The following is a 19,155-nucleotide window of genomic DNA, read 5'->3' as shown; positions in this document are numbered from 1 at the left end:
CGGCCTCTGACCTGCGGTGATGCTGGTGGGCGATACTGGGATCGAACCAGTGACCTCTTCCGTGTCAGGGAAGCGCGCTACCGCTGCGCCAATCGCCCGTGCCGTGCTCAGGGTGGTGATGCGAGGTGGAGACGGGATTCGAACCCGTGTGGACGGCTTTGCAGGCCGCTGCCTCGCCTCTCGGCCACTCCACCGCAAGGCTCAAGCCCACGTCCGGTGCTGACCGTCACGGGTCTTCGCCTTCGAGCGGACGACGGGATTCGAACCCGCGACCCTCACCTTGGCAAGGTGATGCTCTACCACTGAGCCACGTCCGCGCGACACGTTCCGGGTGACCCCGGCGCCGTGCGCGTCCCAGACTCTAACCGAACGCCGGGACGGTCGTCCAACTGGCCCCGCGGCGCGGGTCCTGCGGGGCCTGACGGCAGACGCGCAGGCCACCGCTACCGTGGCCCGGTGTCCAGCGAGAGCAGCAGCGCGTCGCGTGTCCGGGGGACCGTGACGGGCCCCGGCGCGGCCGGGGGCGCTGCGTGGTTCGCCGGGATCGAGGCCCGAGACCCGGTCGAGTGCATCGACCTGCGTCGGGAGGCGCACCGCCTGGATGGCGGTGGGTTCTGGGCCGTGGTCGGTGACTTCGACGGGACCGTGCGTGCGTGGCGTTTCGCCCAAGTGGTCCGCGGGCCCTCCGTTCCGCCAGGACGTCCCCGCCCGTGGAGCGGTCCGCCGATCGGTGGCTGGCGGAGCTCGATCGGTCGCGAGGAGTACTGCGCCGCGGTCGCGACGATCCGGGAGCGGATCCGGGCGGGCGAGGTCTACCAGGTCAACCTCTGCCGGGTCCTCGAGGCCGAACTGCCCGCCGTCGCCGGGGCCGAACCCGATGCCCAGGCGCTCGCCGCCGTGCTGGCCGCGGGGAACCCTGCGCCGTGGTCCGGGGGAGTGCACGTCCCCGAGGGCGGCGACCTGGCGAGGACGTGGGTCGTGACGGCGTCCCCCGAGCTCTTCCTGCGTCTCGAGGCCGGCGTGGTGACCTCGGGCCCGATCAAGGGCACCGCGCCCACCGCGGCAGGGCTCACGGACAAGGACCGCGCCGAGAACGTGATGATCGCGGACATGGTGCGCAACGACCTGCAACGGGTCTCGCGGCCTGGCTCGGTCGAGGTGACCGCCCTGCTGGCCCTCGAGCAGCACCCTGGTCTGGTCCACCTCGTCACGACGGTGCAGGGAGATCTGCTCGACGGCCGGGCCGACTGGGCCGCGATCCTCGACGCGAGCTACCCGCCCGCGTCGGTCTCCGGGGCCCCGAAGGCTGCCGCGCTCGGGGTGATCTCCGAGCTCGAGCCGGTGGCCCGCGGGCCCTACTGCGGTGCGGTCGGCTGGATCGACGCGGACGAGGGACGGGCCGAGCTGGCCGTGGGGATCCGCACCTTCTGGTGGACGCCGGAGTCCGGAGGGCTGCTCCGGTTCGGCACCGGGGCGGGGATCACCTGGGGCAGCGACCCCGCAGGCGAGTGGGCCGAGACCGAGCTCAAGGCCCGCCACCTCGTGGGACTGGCGAGCCGCGGTGGTGCGCCGTCCGGGTGACGGGCAGGATCGAGAGCACGGCCCGCGCACGGGTCGGCGAGGAGAGGTGGGGTCATGCAGGACGTGCTGGTGTGGGTGGACGGCAGGCTGCGCGGGAGCGGGGACGAGGCGATCAGCGCCGTCGACCACGGGATCACCGTGGGCGACGGGATCTTCGAGACCTGTGGCGTGGTGGACGGCACGGCCTTCGCGCTGACCCGGCACCTGGAGCGACTGGTCCGCTCGGCGCACGGGCTGGGGCTGGCGACCCCTGACGTCGACCTCGTCCGTGCGGGGGTGGCCCAGGTGCTCACCGCGGCCCCCGACGCGGCGCGGCTGCGCATCACCGTGACCGCGGGGCGCGGTCCGCTCGGCTCGGCGCGCGGCGACGGACCCCAGACGGTCGTGGTCGCCGCTGGGCCCGGCTCGCGACCGACCGCCGGGCGGGTCGCGCGCGTGCCGTGGACCAGGAACGAGCGCTCGGCCGTCGCGGGCCTCAAGACGACGTCCTACGCGGAGAACGTGGTGGCCCTCGCCGCGGCGGTCCGGGCGGGGGCCGACGAGGCGCTGCTCGCGAACACCGCGGGGGAGCTGTGCGAGGGCACCGGCAGCAACGTGTTCGTCGAGACCGGGGGCGAGGTGCTGACCCCGGCCCTCACGAGCGGGTGCCTCGCCGGGATCACCCGTGCCCTGGTCCTGGAGTGGGGGAGGGAGGCCGGCCTGCCCGTGCGCGAGGCGGAGCCGGGGGAGCTGCCCTACACGGTCCTCGACGAGGTGGTCGCCGGCTCGGCGCACCTGGCGCTGTCCGGGTCGGTCCGCACCGCGGTGCCGGTCGTGGCCGTCGACGGCCACGAGGTGTCGCCGGGACCGCTGTCCGAGCAGCTGTGCGCCGTGTACGCCGATCGCGCGGCGCGGGACCTCGACCCCTGAGGGGCGGGCGCCTCAGGCGTCCAGCAGGCTCACGATGAGCGCGGAGATCTCGTCCTCCATGCGGGCGCTCTCGTTGCCGAAGGGGACCACCGAGACGGTCGCGTTGAGGAACCTGACGAAGGACTCGGCCGGGCCGGCGAGCAGGGCGTCGCCCTCGACCCCGCTGAGCGCCACCAAGAGGTAGGAGGGGTCCTCGTCTCGCCAGATCCGGACGTCACCCGTGCCCGCGGGGGCCGAGGAGTCGGAGAGGAGGCCGTGGGCGATGAGCTCGCGGCCGATGAGCCACGTCGAGGTCGAGTGGGCCCCCGTGAAGGCGATGCGCACGGTGTACGGGTCGCTCGCCTCGAAGCTCAGCTCTGCGCTGATCGGCAGGACGCTCGCGTCGGAGAGAACCAGATGCATGGGAACGACCTCGCAGGCGTCCCGAACAGGTCCGGTCATCATCACCCCTCTCTCCAATGTCGTCCGCGGTCCGGTGACAGCCTCCACATGGTGCTCGCTCGACCCCTCCGAGCGCCAGGTTTCGGCAAACGGCTGTGGATTCGGTAGCATCCTCACCACGTCGTGCGAGCGAGTCCTCTCGCCAGCACTACGGGCGATTGGCTCAGTGGTAGAGCGCCTCGTTCACACCGAGGAGGTCACTGGTTCGAACCCAGTATCGCCCACCTTGTGGGGGTTTGAGGATCCGCCGAACGGGCGTTCGGTGAGGTCTCGCTCCGTGTGACTGTCATGACACCGCAGGTCAGTTCGCCTGACCCGGGACGTTCGACCCCCCGCAGCCGGCCCCGTCGGCCGGCCGCAGGTCACCCGTCTGGCGCAGTCCTCGTCCCGGGTCGTCTTGCACCTCGGACAGGCTGGGCGTCGGTAGCATCGGTGCGCCGCCCCAATCGAGGAGAACCACCTGTGTCCCAGATCACCCTGACCGTCGACGGCGTCGAGCGCAGCGTCGGTCGCGAGACCACCGGTGCCGCCCTGTTCGGCGAGCGTCGCGAGGTCGTCGTCGTGCGCGTCGACGGCGAGCTGTGGGACCTCGACCGGGAGCTCCCCGAGGGCGCGACGGTCGAGGCGGTGACCATCGACTCGCCCGACGGCCTCGACGTCCTGCGTCACTCGGCCGCGCACGTGCTCGCCCAGGCGGTGCAGCAGGTCAACCCCGCCGCCCGTCTCGGCATCGGCCCACCGATCACGGACGGCTTCTACTACGACTTCGACGTCGAGACCCCGTTCACCCCCGAGGACCTCAAGGCCCTCGAGAAGACCATGCAACGCATCGTCAAGGAAGGGCAGACCTTCCGGCGCCGCGACGTCTCCGAGGACGAGGCCCGTGCCGAGCTCGCTGCCGAGCCGTACAAGCTCGAGCTCATCGGTCTCAAGGGGACCGCCGAGGAGGCCGGCGAGGGCGCCTCGGTCGAGGTCGGGCTCGGCGGCCTGACCATCTACCAGAACCTGCGCCGCGACGGCTCGGTCGCCTGGCAGGACCTCTGCCGAGGACCGCACCTGCCCAGCACCCGTCTGATCGCCAACGGGTTCCAGCTCACCCGCTCGGCCGCCGCGTACTGGCGTGGTTCGGAGAAGAACCCCCAGCTGCAGCGCGTCTACGGGACGGCCTGGCCGACCAAGGACGAGCTGCGCGCCCACCTGGACCGGCTCGCCGAGGCCGAGCGCCGCGACCACCGACGCCTGGGGGCCGAGCTCGACCTGTTCTCCTTCCCCGACGAGCTCGGCTCCGGTCTGCCGGTCTTCCACCCCAAGGGCGGCACGATCCGTCGCGTCATGGAGGACTACTCGCGCCGCAAGCACGAGGAGGCCGGCTACTCCTTCGTCAACACCCCGCACATCACCAAGTCGCGCCTGTACGAGGTCTCGGGCCACCTCGACTGGTACGCCGACGGCATGTACCCACCGATGCACGTCGACGCCGAGATCGACGACGACGGCGTGGTGCGCAAGCCCGGGCAGGACTACTACCTCAAGCCGATGAACTGCCCGATGCACAACCTCATCTTCGGCTCACGGGGACGGTCCTACCGGGAGCTGCCGCTGAGGCTCTTCGAGTTCGGCAGCGTCTACCGCTACGAGAAGTCCGGGGTGATCCACGGGCTCACCCGCGTCCGGGGCATGACCCAGGACGACGCGCACATCTACTGCACCCGTGAGCAGATGAAGGACGAGCTCACCACGACCCTGCAGTTCGTCCTGGACCTGCTCAAGGACTACGGGCTGGACGACTTCTACCTCGAGCTCTCGACCCGCAACCCGGACAAGTCCGTGGGCAGCGAGGAGATCTGGGACGAGGCCACCCGCACCCTGGCCGAGGTCGGACAGGCCTCGGGGCTCGAGCTCGTCCCGGACCCGGGCGGCGCGGCCTTCTACGGCCCCAAGATCTCCGTCCAGGCCAAGGATGCGATCGGGCGGACCTGGCAGATGTCGACCATCCAGCTCGACTTCAACCTGCCCGAGCGCTTCGAGCTCGAGTACACCGCCTCGGACGGCTCGCGGCAGCGGCCGGTCATGATCCACCGTGCCCTCTTCGGCTCGATCGAGCGGTTCTTCGGGGTGCTCACCGAGCACTACGCGGGGGCGTTCCCCGCCTGGCTCGCCCCGGTCCAGGTGCTCGCGGTCCCCGTCGCGGAGCCCTTCAACGACTACCTGAGCGACGTCGTCGGGCGCCTGCGTGCCCAGGGGATCCGTGCCGAGCTGGACCTCTCGGACGACAGGTTCGGCAAGAAGATCCGCACGGCGAGCACCCAGAAGGTGCCCTTCGTCCTCATCGCCGGGGGCGAGGACGTCGAGGCCGGCGCGGTCTCCTTCCGGTACCGCGACGGTCGCCAGGAGAACGGCGTCCCGGTCGACGAGGCGATCGCCCGCGTGGTGGCTGCGGTGGCCGACCGGGTGCAGGTCTGAGCATGGACGAGCACGACGGCGGCCCCGAGGACCCTGCGTCGCTGCCCGGCACCCCGGACGGCTTCGAACGGCTGTGGACCCCGCACCGCCTGGCCTACATCACCGGCGAGGACAAGCCTGCCGACGACGGCGCGGGGGAGTGCCCCTTCTGCCGCGCCCAGGACCGGCGCGACGAGGACGGGCTGGTCGTGGCACGCGGGGAGCGCGCCTTCGCGGTGCTCAACCTCTACCCGTACAACCCGGGACACCTCATGGTGCTGCCCTACCGCCACGTCGCCGACTACACCGACCTGGACCTCGCCGAGACGCACGAGATCGCTGCGCTCACCCGCACCGCGATGAGGGTGCTCCGCGCGATCTCCGCACCGCACGGCTTCAACATCGGGCTCAACCAGGGCGCGGTGGCCGGGGCGGGGATGGCCGCGCACCTGCACCAGCACGTGGTGCCCCGGTGGGGTGGGGACGCGAACTTCCTGCCGATCATCGGACGGACCAAGGCCCTGCCCGAGCTCCTCGGTGACACGCGGGCACGGCTCGCCGCGGCCTGGCCCGACGCCGCGGCGGTCAGTCTCCCGGAGGAGACGTGCTGAGCCGGCTGCGCGGCGTCGTCGGCCGCGCCCTGGACCCGGTGGCCGGGGCCCTGCTGCGTGCGGGTCTGTCCCCCGACGTCGTGACCGTGGTCGGCACCCTGGGCGTTGTGCTCGCGGCCCTCCTGCTCTACCCGCAGGGGCACCTCCTGGCCGGCACCCTGGTGATCACGGTCTTCGTGCTGAGCGACCTGCTGGACGGGGCGATGGCTCGCCGCTCCGGACGTGCCGGTCCGTGGGGGGCGTTCCTCGACTCGACCCTCGACCGTTTCGGCGACGCCGCGATCTTCAGCGGGCTCGTCCTCTACTTCGCCGGACGGGGCGAGGCGCCGCTCATCGCCGGACTCGCCCTGGCCTGCCTGGTCCTCGGGTCGATCGTGCCCTACGCCCGGGCCCGGGCCGAGGGCCTCGGGCTCACCGCGAACGTCGGCATCGCCGAGCGCGCCGACCGGCTGGCGGCCGTCCTGGTCGCGACGGGGGTCGTGGGGCTCGGTGCACCGACCGCGGTGCTCACGGTCGTCCTCGGCCTGCTCGCCGTCGCGAGCCTGGTCACGGTGGTGCAGCGGATGGCCACCGTGCGCCGTCAGATCATGCGGGCGGTGCCGTGAGCGAGAGGGGGGAGACACGCCGGGTCCGGACCGCGGTGGACGCGCTGCGCAGCATGCTCGACCCGGCGCGCCTCCTGCTGGCGGGATGGCACCTGGCCGGGCGCCTGCCCGAGGACCTCGTCCGTGGGGTGATGCACGTCGCGGCCGAGGTGACCTGGCTGCGCCGGACCGAGGGAGTGCGCAGGCTCGAGCGCAACCTGGCCCGGGCGCGTCCCGAGGCCGACGGCGCCGAGCTGAGACGGCTCGGTCGGGCCGGCATGCGGACCTACCTGCGCTACTACGGCGAGGCCTTCACCCTGGGCCGCCTCACGCCGGAGCAGGTCTCGGCGCGGGTCCGTGCCGAGGGCGCCGAACCGGTCCGTGCCGAGACCGACGCCGGACGGTCGGTCGTCCTCGCCCTGGCGCACCAGGGCAACTGGGACCTCGCCGGAGCGTGGGCCACGGTCCACCTCGCCCCGGTCACCACGGTGGCCGAGCGTCTCGAGCCCGCCGAGGTCTTCGAGGAGTTCGTGAGGCTGCGCGAGGGCATCGGCCTGACGATCATCCCGCTCGACGCAGGTCGTGAGGTGTTCCGGGACCTCGTCCGCGCGGTGCGGGCCGGGGGTGCCCTCGTCCCGCTGCTCGCCGACCGCGACCTCACCTCGCGGGGCATCGAGGTCGAGCTCCTGGGGGAGACCGCCCGGGTCGCGGCCGGTCCGGCGGCCCTGTCCGCGAGCACCGGGTCTCTGCTGGTCCCCACCACGATCCGGCACGAGCGGCTGCGGGGAGCGCGACGGCGCGCGGCCGGGGCACGGTGGGGCATCGTCATCCGCTTCCATCCCCCGATCCGTCCCGAGGCGGGGGTGGCGCGGTCGGTCCAGGTCGCGCGGCTCACCGAGCAGTGGGTCGCGGCCCTCTCGCGCGACATCGCCGAGGACCCGACGCACTGGCACATGCTGCAGAAGGTCTTCGTGGCCGACCTGGACCCCGACCGACTCGCGAGGCAGCGATGACCGAGCCGCTGCGCATCGGGCTGGTGTGCCCGTACTCCTTCGACGTGCCGGGAGGGGTCCAGTTCCACGTCAGGGACCTGGCCGAGGCCCTCCAGGAGCTCGGGCACACGGTGTCCGTCCTGGCCCCGGCCGACGACGAGACCCCGATCCCCGACTACATGACCGCCGCCGGCCGCGCGGTCCCGGTGCGCTACAACGGGGCGGTCGCGCGGATGACCTTCGGCCCGTTGAGCGCGACGCGGGTCCGCCGGTGGCTCGCCGACGGCGACTTCGACATCCTCCACCTGCACGAGCCGGTCACACCGAGCCTCGGGATGCTCGCCCTGTGGATCGCCTCCGGGCCGATCGTCGCGACCTTCCACACCGCGCTCATCCGCTCGCGACCCCTGCAGATGGCGTACCCGATCGTGCGCCAGAGCCTGGAGAAGATCTCGGCCAGGATCGCGGTCTCGGAGGATGCGCGCCGCACCCTCGTCGAGCACATGGGCGGGGACGCGGTGGTGATCCCCAACGGCGTGTACGTCGACCAGTTCGCGCGGGCCGTGCCCGACGAGCGGTGGCGCGGGACCCCCGAGGCGCCGACCGTCGCCTTCCTCGGTCGCCTCGACGAGTCCCGCAAGGGCCTGCCCGTCCTGGTGGGTGCGGTGCGCGCGGTGCTCGCCGAGCACCCTGGGGCGCGGTTCCTCGTCGCCGGGCGCGGGGAGACCGGCGCGGCCGAGGCCCGTGACGCCCTCGGCGAGGCCGCGAGCTCGGTCGAGTTCCTGGGCGGGATCAGCGACGAGGAGAAGGCTGCCCTGCTCCGGTCGGTCGACGTGTACGTGGGCCCTCAGACGGGCGGCGAGAGCTTCGGGATCGTCCTGGTGGAGGCCATGAGCGCGGGGGCGACCGTCGTCGCGAGCGACCTCGGCGCCTTCCGCCGGGTCCTCGACGAGGGCGCGGCAGGCGTCCTCTTCCGCACCGGGGACAGCGCGGACCTCGCCCGCACGATCAACGCGGTGCTCGCTGACCCCGAGCTGCGAGGACGGATCACCGAGCACGCCTCGGCCGTGGTGCGCCGGTACGACTGGTCCACCGTGACCCATCAGGTCCTGACCGTCTACGAGATGGCCCTCGCCGGGGCCTCGCCGCGCGAGCGCGTCCACGAGGACCCGAGGTCGCGCCGGGGTGCTGCCGCTCGGCTCGGCACCTGGGCCAGCGGGAGGCGGTCATGACCTGGTCCGAGGTCGCGGTCCTGGTCGTGGCGGTCGTGCTCCTCCTGGCCTGGTGGCTGTGGGCCGCGGCCAACCGGCTCGATCGCCTGCACCGCAAGGTCGCCGCCACGCGAGCCACCCTGGAGAACCAGCTCGTGCGCCGTGCCTCGGTGGCGGCCGAGCTCGCCGCGAGCGCCTGCCTGGACCCGGTCAGCTCGGTGCTGGTCGGGGAGACCGCGTGGTCGGCCCTCGAGGCGGGCCTCGACCTCGGTGTGGACCCCACCACCGCCCAGGCCGTCGCGGACGGAGCCGCGCCGCCGGCACGGGACTCGGTCCCGCGCGACCTGGCGGAGTCGGACCTCTCGCGCACGCTGCGCACCGTCCTGGCCGACGCCGAGGACGTCGCCGAGATCGCCGCGGCGTCCCCCGGCAGCGAGCTGCTCGAGGCCCTGGCGGCGGCCTGGTACCGGGTCGAGCTCTCGCGCCGGTTCCACAACGAAGCGGTCGCCCAGGCCCAGCGCCTGCGGCGCAAGGCCCTCGTCCGGGCGGTCCGCCTCGCGGGGCGCGCCCCGATGCCGGAGACCGTCGAGATCGACGACACCTGGCCCGAGGCGCTGCGTCGTCCCGGCCACCAGGCCTGAGGCGTCGGGCGGGCCGAGCCCGCGGTCTAGGATGGGCAGGTCGCCGGGCGAGCCGCGCATCGTCGCATCAGCACACCGCTGCGCCAGCACACCGCGGCACGAGCACGGCGTGACACCAGCACCCTGACCCCGAGCAGCAAGGACCGACGTGGGCACCGAGAGCACCGAGAACATCACCGGCACCGCCAAGGTCAAGCGCGGCATGGCCGAGATGCTCAAGGGCGGCGTCATCATGGACGTCGTCACGGCCGACCAGGCGAAGATCGCCGAGGACGCCGGGGCTGTGGCCGTCATGGCCCTCGAGCGGGTCCCCGCGGACATCCGGGCCCAGGGCGGCGTGGCGCGCATGAGCGACCCCGACCTGATCGACGGCATCATCGAGGCCGTCTCGATCCCCGTCATGGCCAAGGCCCGCATCGGGCACTTCGTCGAGGCGCAGGTGCTGCAGTCCCTCGGCGTGGACTACGTCGACGAGTCCGAGGTGCTGACCCCGGCCGACTACACCCACCACATCGACAAGTGGGCCTTCACGGTGCCCTTCGTCTGCGGTGCGACCAACCTGGGCGAGGCCCTGCGTCGGATCACCGAGGGCGCGGCCATGATCCGGTCGAAGGGCGAGGCCGGCACGGGCGACGTGTCGAACGCGACCACCCACATGCGCACCCTGCGCGACGAGATCCGCCGCCTCGGCTCGCTGCCCGAGGACGAGCTCTTCGTCGCCGCGAAGGAGCTGCAGGCACCGTACGACCTGGTCGTCGAGGTCGCGCGCACGGGCAAGCTCCCGGTGGTGCTGTTCACCGCGGGCGGCATCGCGACGCCGTCGGACGCCGCGATGATGATGCAGCTCGGGGCCGAGGGCGTCTTCGTCGGCTCGGGCATCTTCAAGTCGGGCAACCCGGCCGAGCGGGCCTCGGCCATCGTCAAGGCCACGACGTTCTACGACGACGCCGACGTGGTCGCCAAGGTCTCGCGCGGTCTGGGTGAGGCGATGGTCGGGATCAACGTCGAGGACGTGCCCGAGCCGCACCGTCTGGCCGAGCGCGGCTGGTGACGGCGACCGGTCCGGGCGAAGGCCCGGGCCGAGCTCCGGTGCAGCAGCTCGGGCCCGACTGGGTCCCGGGCGAGGACGGGATGCCCTTCCGCCGTGGCGCCCGGGTCCTGCTCTTCGACGAGGAGGACCGCGTCCTGCTCGTCCGGGGCCACGACCAGGACCAGCCCGAGCGCACCTGGTGGTTCACCGTCGGGGGTGGCATCGACCCGGGGGAGAGCCCCCGGCAGGCGGCCGTCCGCGAGGTGCGTGAGGAGACCGGCCTGCACCTGGACCCCGCGGGGCTCCTCGGCCCCGTGGCCGAGCGGACAGCCGTCTTCGACTTCCTCCGTCAGGCTGTCCGCCAGCACGAGCTCTTCTTCGTGGCACGGGTGGCCCGGCCTGGTGCGCTGAGCCACGAGGGCTGGACCGCGGTCGAGCGCAGCTTCATGGACGAGGCGCGCTGGTGGCACCTCGAGGACCTCGGGCGGAGCGGGCTGGAGATCTTCCCCTCCGAGCTCGTCTCCCTCGCCACGGATCTCCTCGCCGGGTGGGACGGCGCCGTGCGCCAGCTCGTCGAGCAGAGGCGGGTGCGCTGAGCACCTAGACTCGCCCCTCGTGACAGCACCGACCACCCCACCGGCGATCGGCGTCCTCGCCCTCCAGGGTGACGTCCGTGAGCACGTCGCAGCCCTCGACACCTGCGGGGCCCGCGGGGTCCTGGTCCGCCGGGAGCGCGAGGTGGAGGCCGTCGACGGCCTCGTGATCCCCGGCGGGGAGTCCACGACCATCGACAAGCTCCTCGGGATCTTCGAGCTGCGGGACCCGATCCGGGCCGCGATCCGCGCCGGGCTCCCGGTCTACGGGTCCTGCGCAGGGATGATCCTGCTCGCCGACCGTCTCGAGGGCGGGGTCGAGGGTCAGCAGACCCTGGGCGGCCTGGACGTGACCGTCCGACGGAACGCCTTCGGCCGCCAGGTCGACTCCTTCGAGACCGACCTCGAGGTGGCGGGACTGCCCGACGGCGACCTGCCCGTGCACGCGGTCTTCATCCGGGCGCCCTGGGTCGAGGAGGTCGGCCCCGGTGTCCAGGTGCTGGCCACGGTCGGGTCCGGTCCGGCCGCCGGTAGGATCGTCGCGGTGCGTGAGCGGGACGTGCTGGCCACGTCGTTCCACCCGGAGATCTCGGGTGACCTTCGCCTGCACCGCATGTTCGTCCAGATCGTCGCCGATCGCGGTTGAGGGGTTCAACGCATGTCCGGTCACTCCAAGTGGGCCACCACGAAGCACAAGAAGGCTGCCATCGACGCCAAGCGAGGCAAGCTCTTCGCCAAGCTGATCAAGAACATCGAGGTCGCGGCCCGCACCGGTGGCGGTGACATGGCTGGCAACCCGACGCTCTTCGACGCGGTCCAGAAGGCCAAGAAGTCCTCGGTCCCCAACGACAACATCGACCGTGCGGTCAAGCGGGGCTCGGGCCAGGAGGCCGGGGGCGCCGACTACCAGACGATCATGTACGAGGGCTACGGACCCGGCGGCATCGCGGTGCTCGTCGAGTGCCTGACCGACAACAAGAACCGTGCCGCCTCGGACGTCCGCGTCGCCTTCTCGCGGAACGGTGGCTCCCTCGCCGACCCCGGTTCGGTCTCCTACCTGTTCTCCCGGCGCGGCGTGGTGATCGTGCCCAAGGCCGAGGGGCTGGGCGAGGACGACGTCCTGGCGGCCGTCCTGGACGCCGGTGCGGAGGAGGTCAACGACCTGGGCGAGTCCTTCGAGGTCATGAGCGAGGCCACCGACGTCGTCGCCGTCCGTACCGCGCTGCAGGCGGCGGGGATCGACTACGACTCGGCCGAGACCCCTTTCGTCCCCGCGATGCAGGTCGAGGTCGACGCCGAAGGTGCCCGGAAGATCCTGCGCCTCATCGACGCCCTCGAGGAGAGCGACGACGTCCAGGAGATCTTCGCCAACTTCGACGCCTCGGACGAGGTCATGGCCGAGCTCGAGGACGACTGACGACACCCCGACGCCGGTCCCGGTCGGGACCGGGGACGGTGCCAGACTGACCGCGTGCGCATCCTCGGAGTGGACCCGGGTCTGACCCGCTGCGGTCTCGGCGTGGTCGAGTCCCGCCCGGGACGCAAGGTCGTGCTGGTCGACGTCGGGGTCGCGCGGTCGGCGGTGGACGCCGAGGTCGCGACACGTCTGCACCACATCGAGATCGAGGTCGAGCGCTGGCTGGACGAGCACCGGCCCGACGGCGTGGCCCTCGAGCGCGTCTTCGCCCAGCACAACCTGCGGACCGTGATGGGCACGGCCCAGGTCTCGGGGGTGGTGATGGTCGCGGCGGCCCGCCGCGGGCTCCCGGTCACCCTGCACACCCCGAGCGAGGTCAAGGCCGCGGTCACCGGGACGGGCCGTGCCCCCAAGGCCCAGGTGCAGCAGATGGTGGCGCGCATCCTCGGGCTGGCCGAGCTGCCCCAGCCGGCCGACGCCGCCGATGCCCTGGCCCTGGGGATCTGCCACCTGTGGCGTCCCGGGGGTGCCGCCGGGCGCACCGCCGCCTCGAGCGCCGCGGGTGCGGTCCCGGGCGCGACCGCTGCCCAGCGGGCGTGGGCCCAGGCCGAGGCCGCGGCCCGCGGCGGGGCCCGGTGAGCCCCGCGCGGCGTGCCGTGGGTGTGCGGACGGGTGCTAGCGTGATCGCTCGTACACCTGTTCGGGTCGGCATGAGGAGCGGAACGTGATCGCGAGCCTGCGCGGCCAGGTGGTCGGACTGCGTCTGGACGCGGCGGTGCTCGAGGTCGGGGGAGTCGGGCTGCTGGCGCACGCGACCCCGGCCACCCTCGCGGGCCTGCGCCTGGGGCACGAGGGCACGCTCGCGACCTCCCTCGTGGTGCGGGAGGACTCGCTGACGCTCTTCGGCTTCGCCGACGCCGACGAGCGCGACGTCTTCGAGACGCTGCAGACGGTGAGCGGCGTGGGCCCGCGCCTCGCCCTCGCGATGCTCGCGGTGCACACCCCGGACGGTCTGCGCCGTGCCGTGGCCGACGAGGACCTCGCGGCCCTCCAGCGCGTCCCGGGCATCGGGCGCAAGGGCGCCCAGCGCATCGTGCTCGAGCTCGCCGACCGGCTCGGCCGTCCGGGGGACGTGGCCGCCGACGGCTCGGGCTCCCGCGCCGCCCTCGAGGAGGCCGACCGGCGAGGTGAGGTCGTCGAGGCGCTGGTGGGCCTGGGGTGGAACCAGCGGGCGGCCGAGGACGCCGTGGCGACGGTCGTGCCCGCCGATGCCGGTGCCGTCGAGGCGGCTGATGTGGCTGCGGTCCTCCGTGGAGCGCTCCGGGTGCTCGGAGGTGGCCGTGGCTGAGGAGGACACCGCGACCGAGCGGGTCGTCGCCCCCGGGGCCGAGGACCTCGAGCGTGCCGCCGAGGCGGCTCTGCGCCCGCGCCGGCTCGCCGAGTTCGTCGGTCAGCGGGTGGTTCGCGAGCAGCTCGAGCTCGTGCTGCACGCCGCGCTCGGGCGGGGTGGCACCCCGGACCACGTGCTGCTGTCGGGTCCGCCCGGGCTCGGCAAGACCACGCTGGCGATGATCATCGGCGCGGAGCTCGGCACGTCGGTCCGCGTGACCTCGGGTCCGGCCATCCAGCACGCGGGTGACCTGGCCGCGGTGCTGTCCTCCCTCGAGGAGGGCGAGGTCCTCTTCATCGACGAGATCCACCGCCTCGCCCGCCCGGCCGAGGAGCTCCTGTACGTCGCGATGGAGGACTTCCGGGTCGACGTCGTCGTCGGCAAGGGCGCGGGGGCCAACGCCATCGGCCTCGCCCTGCCGCCCTTCACCGTCGTCGGCGCGACCACCCGGGCCGGGTTGCTCCCGGCCCCGCTGCGGGACCGGTTCGGGTTCACGGGCCACCTCGACTTCTACGACGACGGGGAGCTCGAGCAGGTGCTCAGCCGGTCGGCCGGGCTCCTCGAGGTGGACCTGCACGCCGACGCCGGGGGGGAGATCGCCAGTCGCTCACGAGGGACACCGCGCATCGCCAACCGTCTGCTGCGCCGTGTCCGCGACTGGGCGCAGGTGCGCTCCGACGGCACCCTCGACCTCGCCGCGGCGCGCAGCGCCCTCGCCGTCTACGAGGTCGACTCCCTCGGCCTGGACCGCCTCGACCGCTCGGTGCTCACCGCCCTGTGCACCCGGTTCGGTGGCGGCCCGGTCGGCCTGACCACGCTGGCCGTGGCCGTGGGGGAGGAGCCCGAGACCGTCGAGACCGTCGCCGAGCCCTTCCTCGTCCGTGAGGGTCTCATCGGCCGGACGCCTCGGGGTCGTGTCGCGACTGCGCGCGCGTGGGACCACCTCGGGCTCGTCCCGCCCGAGGTCGGCGGCACGCTCTTCGGCTGACCAAGGCTCTCGGGCTCAGCCGCACGGAACCTGTTGCGGCGTGGGGTCGTTAGGGCGGGGAGTGCCCGTCACCTAGACTGCGGGCCGTTGCACCCGACACAGGACGTGAGAAGACCCCATGGAACTCGTGCTCATCCTTGCCCTCTTCCTCGGCGCGATGTGGCTCATGACGAGCCGCAGCCGCAAGCAGCAGAAGGCCGCCGCGGACTTCCGGGCGAACCTCGCCCCGGGGCAGGAGGTCATGACCGGGTCCGGCCTCTTCGGCACGATCGTCGCGGTCGAGGACGACGTCGTGACCCTCGAGGTCGGCGAGGGCATCACCACGCGCTGGCTGCGTCCCGCGATCGCCAAGCTCGTCGAGCCCCCCGTGGACGACGAGCTCGACGAGGACGACGAGCTGGACGACGACGAGTACGAGGACGACGAGCTCGGCGAGGACGAGTACGAGGACGACGAGTACGACGACGAGGACCTGTCCGAGGACGAGACGTCCGCGGACCGGGACGAGCCCGTGCTCGAGGTCCCGGACGACGCCTCGAGCCTCACCTCGCCCCGTGACGAGGACGACAAGCCCCTCCGCTGAGCACCCCCCGGGGCCCCAGGCCCCGGCGTGCTGACGTCCGGTCGCGTGCCGGGCGGGAACGAGAGAAGACGAAGACGTGGCACCTGCCCGCCGTGAACGCCCTGCGCGGACCCTCGTGGTCCTCGCCGTCATGGTCAGCGCGCTGTTCGGCGGTCTCCTGGCCGGGACCCACTGGTCCGACGCCTCGATGACCCCAGACCTCGCCCTCGACCTCGAGGGCGGGACACAGATCATCCTGACCCCGGTCTCGGAGAACGACGAGCGGGTGACGGAGGAGACGATCGAGCAGTCGATCGAGATCATCCGCCAGCGCGTCGACGCCTCGGGCGTGGCCGAGGCGGAGATCTCGAGCCAGGGCGGCACCAACATCGTTGTCGGACTGCCGGGCGAGCCCACCCAGGACACCCTCGACCTGGTCCGCGAGTCCGCTCAGATGCTCTTCCGCCCGGTGATCGTCGTGACCGCACCTACCCCCGACGAGGTCGCTGAGGACGCCGAGAGTGCCTCCGACGAGGAGGCAGCAGCCACCGACGAGTCCGCCGACGCCGGTGCCACCGACGAGGAGGGCGCCTCGCAGGACGAGGCCGTGCAGGACGAGGCCGTGCAGGACGAGGCCACGCAGGACGAGGCCACCGAGAGCTCGCCCGAGGGCGATGCCGAAGGGTCTGCCGTCGAGCCGACGGATCCGAGCGACTTCGCATGGGTCACCGACGCCGTGCTCGAGGAGCTCGGCGCCCTGGACTGCACCGACCCGGCCAACCTCACCGGTGGGGCCGAGCTGGTGGGTGAGCCCGACGAGCCCGTCGTCGCGTGCGGGGCCGACGGCTCCGCCAAGTACGTGCTCGGGCCGGTCGAGGTCGAGGGCCAGGACGTCGCGAGCGCGAGCTCGGGCCTGCGGGTCAACGCCCAGGGCATCCAGACCACCGAGTGGGCCACGACGATCGACTTCGACGGCGAGGGAACCCGGAAGTTCCGCGACGTCACGACGCGGCTGCTGAGCCTCGAGTCCCCACGCAACCAGTTCGCCATGGTCCTCGACGGCCTGGTGATCTCCGCGCCCCAGGTCAACTCGATCATCATCGACGGCAACGCGGAGATCACCGGCAGCTTCACCCGTGAGTCAGCGGGCACCTTGGCTCGCCAGCTCAACTTCGGCGCGCTGCCGCTGACCTTCGTCGTGCAGTCCGAGCAGCAGATCTCCGCGACGCTCGGGGCCGAGCAGCTCCAGCGAGGTCTGCTCGCGGGGTTGATCGGTCTGATCCTCGTCGGCGTCTACTCGCTCGTCCAGTACCGCGCCCTCGGCCTCGTGACGATCAGCTCGCTCGTCATCGCGGGGCTGTTCGCCTACGGGCTCATCACCTTCCTCTCCTGGGCCCAGGGCTACCGTTTGAGCCTTCCCGGCGTCGCCGGGCTCATCGTCGCCATCGGCATCACGGCTGACTCCTTCATCGTCTACTTCGAGCGCATCAGGGACGAGCTCCGCGACGGGCGCAGCCTGCGTGCGGCCGTCGACGAGGCCTGGAGACGAGCGCGGCGGACCATCCTCATCTCGGACGCGGTGAGCCTCCTGGCTGCCGTGGTCCTGTACTTCCTGGCTGTCGGCGGTGTTCGTGGGTTCGCCTTCACCCTCGGCCTCACGACCGTGATCGACCTCCTCGTGGTCTTCATGTTCACCCACCCGGTGATGAAGCTGATCGCACGGACCCGGTTCTTCGCCGAGGGGCACCGTCTCTCGGGCCTCGACGCGAGCGCCTTGCGGAGCGGCGTCCGCTACGCGGGCCGCGGCCGTGTCACCGACCCGTCGCAGCGTGGTGGTCGAGGGACGTCACCTGCTGCCGCCCCCGGCCTCCGCGAGGGGGAGCGGTCGGAGCAGACCCCGGTCACGGTGCCCGTGAGCTCCGGTGGTCCGCGGATGACGATCGCGGAGCGCCGCGCGGCGGAACGCCGCGCAGCACAGCCGTCGGTCGAGCCCGAGGGCGATGCCGACCGGCGCGACGACGGGAAGGACGCCTGATGGCCACCCGCATGTCCCAGTGGGGCAACGACCTCTACACGGGTCGACGGTCGTACGAGATCGTCGGCACCAAGCGGCGCTGGTTCATGCTCGCCGGTGCTGTGCTGCTCATCTCCGCGGTGCTCCTGGGGGTCCGTGGACTCAACCCGGGCATCGAGTTCCGCGGAGGTTCGGAGTTCATGCTCTCGGGGGTCGCCGACAGCGAGGAGCAGCCGGCGATCGACGCGGTCGCCTCGATCGGTGACGCCGAGACCCCGCGGGTGTCGACCGTCGGCGACGACATGGTCCGCGTGCAGACCTCGCAGCTCACCGACGTCGAGACCCAGCAGCTCTCGGCCGCCCTCGCCTCGGCCTACGAGCTCGAGAGCAACCAGGTGACCTCGACGTTCATCGGCCCGATCTGGGGCCAGGACGTCACCGAGAAGGCCCTCCGCGGCCTGGTGATCTTCCTCGCCCTGGTCTCGGTGGTCATGACCGTGTACTTCCGCGACTGGCGGATGGCCGCCGCCGCGGTGGTCGCGCTGCTGCACGACCTCGTGATCACCGTCGGTCTCTACGCCGCCGTCGGGTGGGAGGTGACCCCGGCCACGGTCATCGGGTTCCTCACGATCCTCGGGTACTCGCTCTACGACACCGTCGTGGTCTTCGACAAGGTCCGGGAGAACGTCGAGCACACCCTCGACCAACGCCGGTACACCTACGCGGAGATGGCCAACCTGGCCATCAACCAGACCCTCGTGCGGTCGATCAACACCTCGATCGTCGCGGTGCTCCCGGTGGGGGCGATCCTCTTCATCGGCGCCTTCCTGCTCGGGGCGGGCACGCTCAGGGACATCGCCCTGGCCCTGTTCGTCGGCATCATCGCGGGGACCTTCTCCTCGATCTTCCTCGCCACCCCGTTGCTCGTGTGGCTGCGCGAGAAGGAGCCGCGGGTCGCCGAGCACACCCGCGCGCGGCTCGCCGAGCGCAGGGCCGCTGCCGGGGTCACCGAGGGTGACGTCGCCGCGGGCGCGCCCCCCGTGCGCGTCGGGGCCCTGGTCCCGGGGCAGCACCTGGGCGCGCGCGCCCAGCCTCGCCGTCGCAAGCAGGGACGCCCACCGGGACGCACGTCGTGAGCCGCGAGCTGTCCTCGGTGCCCGGGGACCTGCACGACCGGTTGGCCGCGCTGGTGCACGACGTGCCCGACTACCCCCAGCCCGGGGTGACCTTCAAGGACATCACGCCGTTGCTGGCTGACGCCCAGGCATTCGCCCTCACCGTCGAGCACCTCGTCGAGCGGGCCGACACCCCGATCGACCTCGTGGTCGGCATGGAGGCGCGCGGGTTCATCCTCGGTGCCCCGGTCGCCGTCGGGCTCGGGGCCGGCTTCGTCCCGGTACGCAAGGAGGGCAAGCTGCCTCGGGCGACACTGAGCGGCGCCTACGACCTCGAGTACGGCAGCGCCGTGCTCGAGGTGCACCCTGACACCATCCCCGACGGCTCGCGCATCCTCGTCGTCGACGACGTGCTGGCCACCGGAGGTACGGCGGCCGCGACGGTGGAGCTCCTCGAGTCGGCCGGCGGCGTCGTGGTGGGGCTCGCCTTCCTCATGGAGCTCACGGCCCTCGGCGGGAGGGCTCGGCTCGCAGGCCGGGAGCTCGACGTGCTCCTCAGCTACTGAGCCGCGGCGCCGGCCGGCCACACGCACCCCTGTCGCGGCATGGTCCGCGGCATCCCGTCGAGCGACCT

20 protein-coding genes and 4 tRNA genes are annotated in these 19,155 nt (G+C 72.5%); 20 read left to right on the top strand and 4 right to left on the bottom strand.

Annotation, left to right across the window (positions count from 1 at the left end):
* Positions 1-23: 23 nt before the first annotated feature.
* From J4G33_RS01625 to J4G33_RS01615, 3 genes are all read right to left on the bottom strand, one after another.
* Positions 24-98 (bottom strand) — tRNA-Val (locus tag J4G33_RS01625).
* Between the two features lie 25 nt (positions 99-123).
* A tRNA-Cys gene (locus tag J4G33_RS01620) sits at positions 124-194 on the bottom strand.
* Positions 195-245: 51 nt separating this feature from the next.
* A tRNA-Gly gene (locus J4G33_RS01615) sits at positions 246-317 on the bottom strand.
* A 139-nt stretch (positions 318-456) separates the two neighbouring features.
* On the opposite strand from J4G33_RS01615, the gene J4G33_RS01610 reads away from it, so the two are divergent.
* Both J4G33_RS01610 and J4G33_RS01605 read left to right on the top strand, forming a co-directional pair.
* Positions 457-1,581 (top strand): chorismate-binding protein, encoded by a 1,125-nt coding sequence (locus tag J4G33_RS01610; RefSeq protein WP_372434938.1) that lies wholly within the window; start codon positions 457-459, stop codon positions 1,579-1,581.
* Between the two features lie 54 nt (positions 1,582-1,635).
* Positions 1,636-2,490: an aminotransferase class IV gene (locus J4G33_RS01605; protein WP_208054141.1), complete on the top strand. Its 855-nt coding sequence runs from the start codon at positions 1,636-1,638 to the stop codon at positions 2,488-2,490.
* 12 nt (positions 2,491-2,502) lie between these two features.
* Here J4G33_RS01605 and J4G33_RS01600 read toward each other — a convergent pair whose 3' ends face one another.
* A complete protein-coding gene (locus tag J4G33_RS01600; protein WP_243758359.1) occupies positions 2,503-2,892 on the bottom strand; it encodes an SsgA family sporulation/cell division regulator in 390 nt (129 codons plus the stop codon).
* 191 nt (positions 2,893-3,083) lie between these two features.
* On the opposite strand from J4G33_RS01600, the gene J4G33_RS01595 reads away from it, so the two are divergent.
* The 18 genes from J4G33_RS01595 (at position 3,084) to J4G33_RS01510 (ending at position 19,087) form a co-directional block, all read left to right on the top strand.
* Positions 3,084-3,155: transfer RNA gene (locus J4G33_RS01595), tRNA-Val, on the top strand.
* A 238-nt stretch (positions 3,156-3,393) separates the two neighbouring features.
* Complete coding sequence (gene thrS, locus J4G33_RS01590; protein WP_307793654.1) at positions 3,394-5,394, top strand: threonine--tRNA ligase; 2,001 nt, start codon at positions 3,394-3,396, stop codon at positions 5,392-5,394.
* 2 nt (positions 5,395-5,396) lie between these two features.
* Positions 5,397-5,984: an HIT family protein gene (locus tag J4G33_RS01585; protein ID WP_208054138.1), complete on the top strand. Its 588-nt coding sequence runs from the start codon at positions 5,397-5,399 to the stop codon at positions 5,982-5,984.
* Complete coding sequence (gene pgsA / locus J4G33_RS01580) at positions 5,978-6,589, top strand: phosphatidylinositol phosphate synthase (RefSeq protein ID WP_208054137.1); 612 nt, start codon at positions 5,978-5,980, stop codon at positions 6,587-6,589. Before J4G33_RS01585 ends, pgsA begins: the two co-directional genes overlap by 7 nt.
* Positions 6,586-7,581, top strand: a complete 996-nt coding sequence (locus tag J4G33_RS01575) for a phosphatidylinositol mannoside acyltransferase (protein ID WP_307793653.1) — start codon at positions 6,586-6,588, stop codon at positions 7,579-7,581. The genes pgsA and J4G33_RS01575 overlap by 4 nt, the downstream gene beginning before the upstream one ends.
* Positions 7,578-8,792, top strand: coding sequence for a glycosyltransferase family 4 protein (locus J4G33_RS01570; RefSeq protein ID WP_372434937.1), 1,215 nt, complete (start codon positions 7,578-7,580; stop codon positions 8,790-8,792). Before J4G33_RS01575 ends, J4G33_RS01570 begins: the two co-directional genes overlap by 4 nt.
* Positions 8,789-9,412, top strand: a complete 624-nt coding sequence (locus J4G33_RS01565) for a hypothetical protein (RefSeq protein ID WP_208054136.1) — start codon at positions 8,789-8,791, stop codon at positions 9,410-9,412. Before J4G33_RS01570 ends, J4G33_RS01565 begins: the two co-directional genes overlap by 4 nt.
* A gap of 148 nt (positions 9,413-9,560) precedes the next feature.
* Positions 9,561-10,463 carry a pyridoxal 5'-phosphate synthase lyase subunit PdxS gene (gene pdxS / locus J4G33_RS01560; RefSeq protein WP_208054135.1) on the top strand — a complete coding sequence of 301 codons (903 nt, stop codon included), beginning with the start codon at positions 9,561-9,563 and terminating at the stop codon, positions 10,461-10,463.
* 38 nt (positions 10,464-10,501) lie between these two features.
* Positions 10,502-11,038, top strand: coding sequence for an NUDIX hydrolase (locus J4G33_RS01555; protein WP_307793652.1), 537 nt, complete (start codon positions 10,502-10,504; stop codon positions 11,036-11,038).
* Positions 11,039-11,057: 19 nt separating this feature from the next.
* Positions 11,058-11,681 (top strand): pyridoxal 5'-phosphate synthase glutaminase subunit PdxT, encoded by a 624-nt coding sequence (pdxT, locus tag J4G33_RS01550; RefSeq protein ID WP_208054134.1) that lies wholly within the window; start codon positions 11,058-11,060, stop codon positions 11,679-11,681.
* A gap of 12 nt (positions 11,682-11,693) precedes the next feature.
* Positions 11,694-12,452 (top strand): YebC/PmpR family DNA-binding transcriptional regulator, encoded by a 759-nt coding sequence (locus J4G33_RS01545; RefSeq protein WP_208054133.1) that lies wholly within the window; start codon positions 11,694-11,696, stop codon positions 12,450-12,452.
* A 54-nt stretch (positions 12,453-12,506) separates the two neighbouring features.
* Positions 12,507-13,091, top strand: a complete 585-nt coding sequence (gene ruvC, locus J4G33_RS01540) for a crossover junction endodeoxyribonuclease RuvC (RefSeq protein WP_208054132.1) — start codon at positions 12,507-12,509, stop codon at positions 13,089-13,091.
* Positions 13,092-13,176: 85 nt separating this feature from the next.
* Positions 13,177-13,800 carry a Holliday junction branch migration protein RuvA gene (gene ruvA, locus J4G33_RS01535; protein ID WP_208054131.1) on the top strand — a complete coding sequence of 208 codons (624 nt, stop codon included), beginning with the start codon at positions 13,177-13,179 and terminating at the stop codon, positions 13,798-13,800.
* Positions 13,745-14,830, top strand: coding sequence for a Holliday junction branch migration DNA helicase RuvB (ruvB, locus tag J4G33_RS01530; protein WP_208054130.1), 1,086 nt, complete (start codon positions 13,745-13,747; stop codon positions 14,828-14,830). The genes ruvA and ruvB overlap by 56 nt, the downstream gene beginning before the upstream one ends.
* 118 nt (positions 14,831-14,948) lie before the next feature.
* On the top strand, positions 14,949-15,413 hold the full coding sequence (gene yajC / locus J4G33_RS01525) for a preprotein translocase subunit YajC (RefSeq protein WP_208054129.1): 465 nt from the start codon (positions 14,949-14,951) through the stop codon (positions 15,411-15,413).
* A 130-nt stretch (positions 15,414-15,543) separates the two neighbouring features.
* Positions 15,544-17,427 (top strand): protein translocase subunit SecD, encoded by a 1,884-nt coding sequence (gene secD / locus J4G33_RS01520; protein WP_208054632.1) that lies wholly within the window; start codon positions 15,544-15,546, stop codon positions 17,425-17,427.
* Positions 17,427-18,542 (top strand): protein translocase subunit SecF, encoded by a 1,116-nt coding sequence (gene secF, locus J4G33_RS01515; RefSeq protein ID WP_208054128.1) that lies wholly within the window; start codon positions 17,427-17,429, stop codon positions 18,540-18,542. Before secD ends, secF begins: the two co-directional genes overlap by 1 nt.
* Positions 18,539-19,087: an adenine phosphoribosyltransferase gene (locus tag J4G33_RS01510; protein WP_208054127.1), complete on the top strand. Its 549-nt coding sequence runs from the start codon at positions 18,539-18,541 to the stop codon at positions 19,085-19,087. Before secF ends, J4G33_RS01510 begins: the two co-directional genes overlap by 4 nt.
* The last annotated feature ends 68 nt before the right edge of the window (positions 19,088-19,155 follow it).

It is taken from the genome of Actinotalea soli (assembly GCF_017565425.1).
Taxonomy (GTDB): Bacteria; Actinomycetota; Actinomycetes; order Actinomycetales; family Cellulomonadaceae; genus Actinotalea; species Actinotalea soli.
Note: the sequence above shows the minus strand (reverse complement) of the source record. Positions and strands in the feature narration are given on the sequence as shown.

Bases quoted from the DNA above. Each gene is read 5' to 3' on its own strand.
- ruvB (WP_208054130.1), top strand. From the start codon at position 13,745: ATGTGGCTGCGGTCCTCCGTGGAGCGCTCCGGGTGCTCGGAGGTGGCC.
- secF (WP_208054128.1), top strand. From the start codon at position 17,427: ATGGCCACCCGCATGTCCCAGTGGGGCAACGACCTCTACACGGGTCGA.
- J4G33_RS01545 (WP_208054133.1), top strand. From the start codon at position 11,694: ATGTCCGGTCACTCCAAGTGGGCCACCACGAAGCACAAGAAGGCTGCC.
- J4G33_RS01600 (WP_243758359.1), bottom strand. From the start codon at position 2,892: ATGCATCTGGTTCTCTCCGACGCGAGCGTCCTGCCGATCAGCGCAGAG.
- J4G33_RS01570 (WP_372434937.1), top strand. From the start codon at position 7,578: ATGACCGAGCCGCTGCGCATCGGGCTGGTGTGCCCGTACTCCTTCGAC.
- J4G33_RS01565 (WP_208054136.1), top strand. From the start codon at position 8,789: ATGACCTGGTCCGAGGTCGCGGTCCTGGTCGTGGCGGTCGTGCTCCTC.
- secD (WP_208054632.1), top strand. From the start codon at position 15,544: ATGGTCAGCGCGCTGTTCGGCGGTCTCCTGGCCGGGACCCACTGGTCC.
- J4G33_RS01585 (WP_208054138.1), top strand. From the start codon at position 5,397: ATGGACGAGCACGACGGCGGCCCCGAGGACCCTGCGTCGCTGCCCGGC.
- J4G33_RS01605 (WP_208054141.1), top strand. From the start codon at position 1,636: ATGCAGGACGTGCTGGTGTGGGTGGACGGCAGGCTGCGCGGGAGCGGG.
- yajC (WP_208054129.1), top strand. From the start codon at position 14,949: ATGGAACTCGTGCTCATCCTTGCCCTCTTCCTCGGCGCGATGTGGCTC.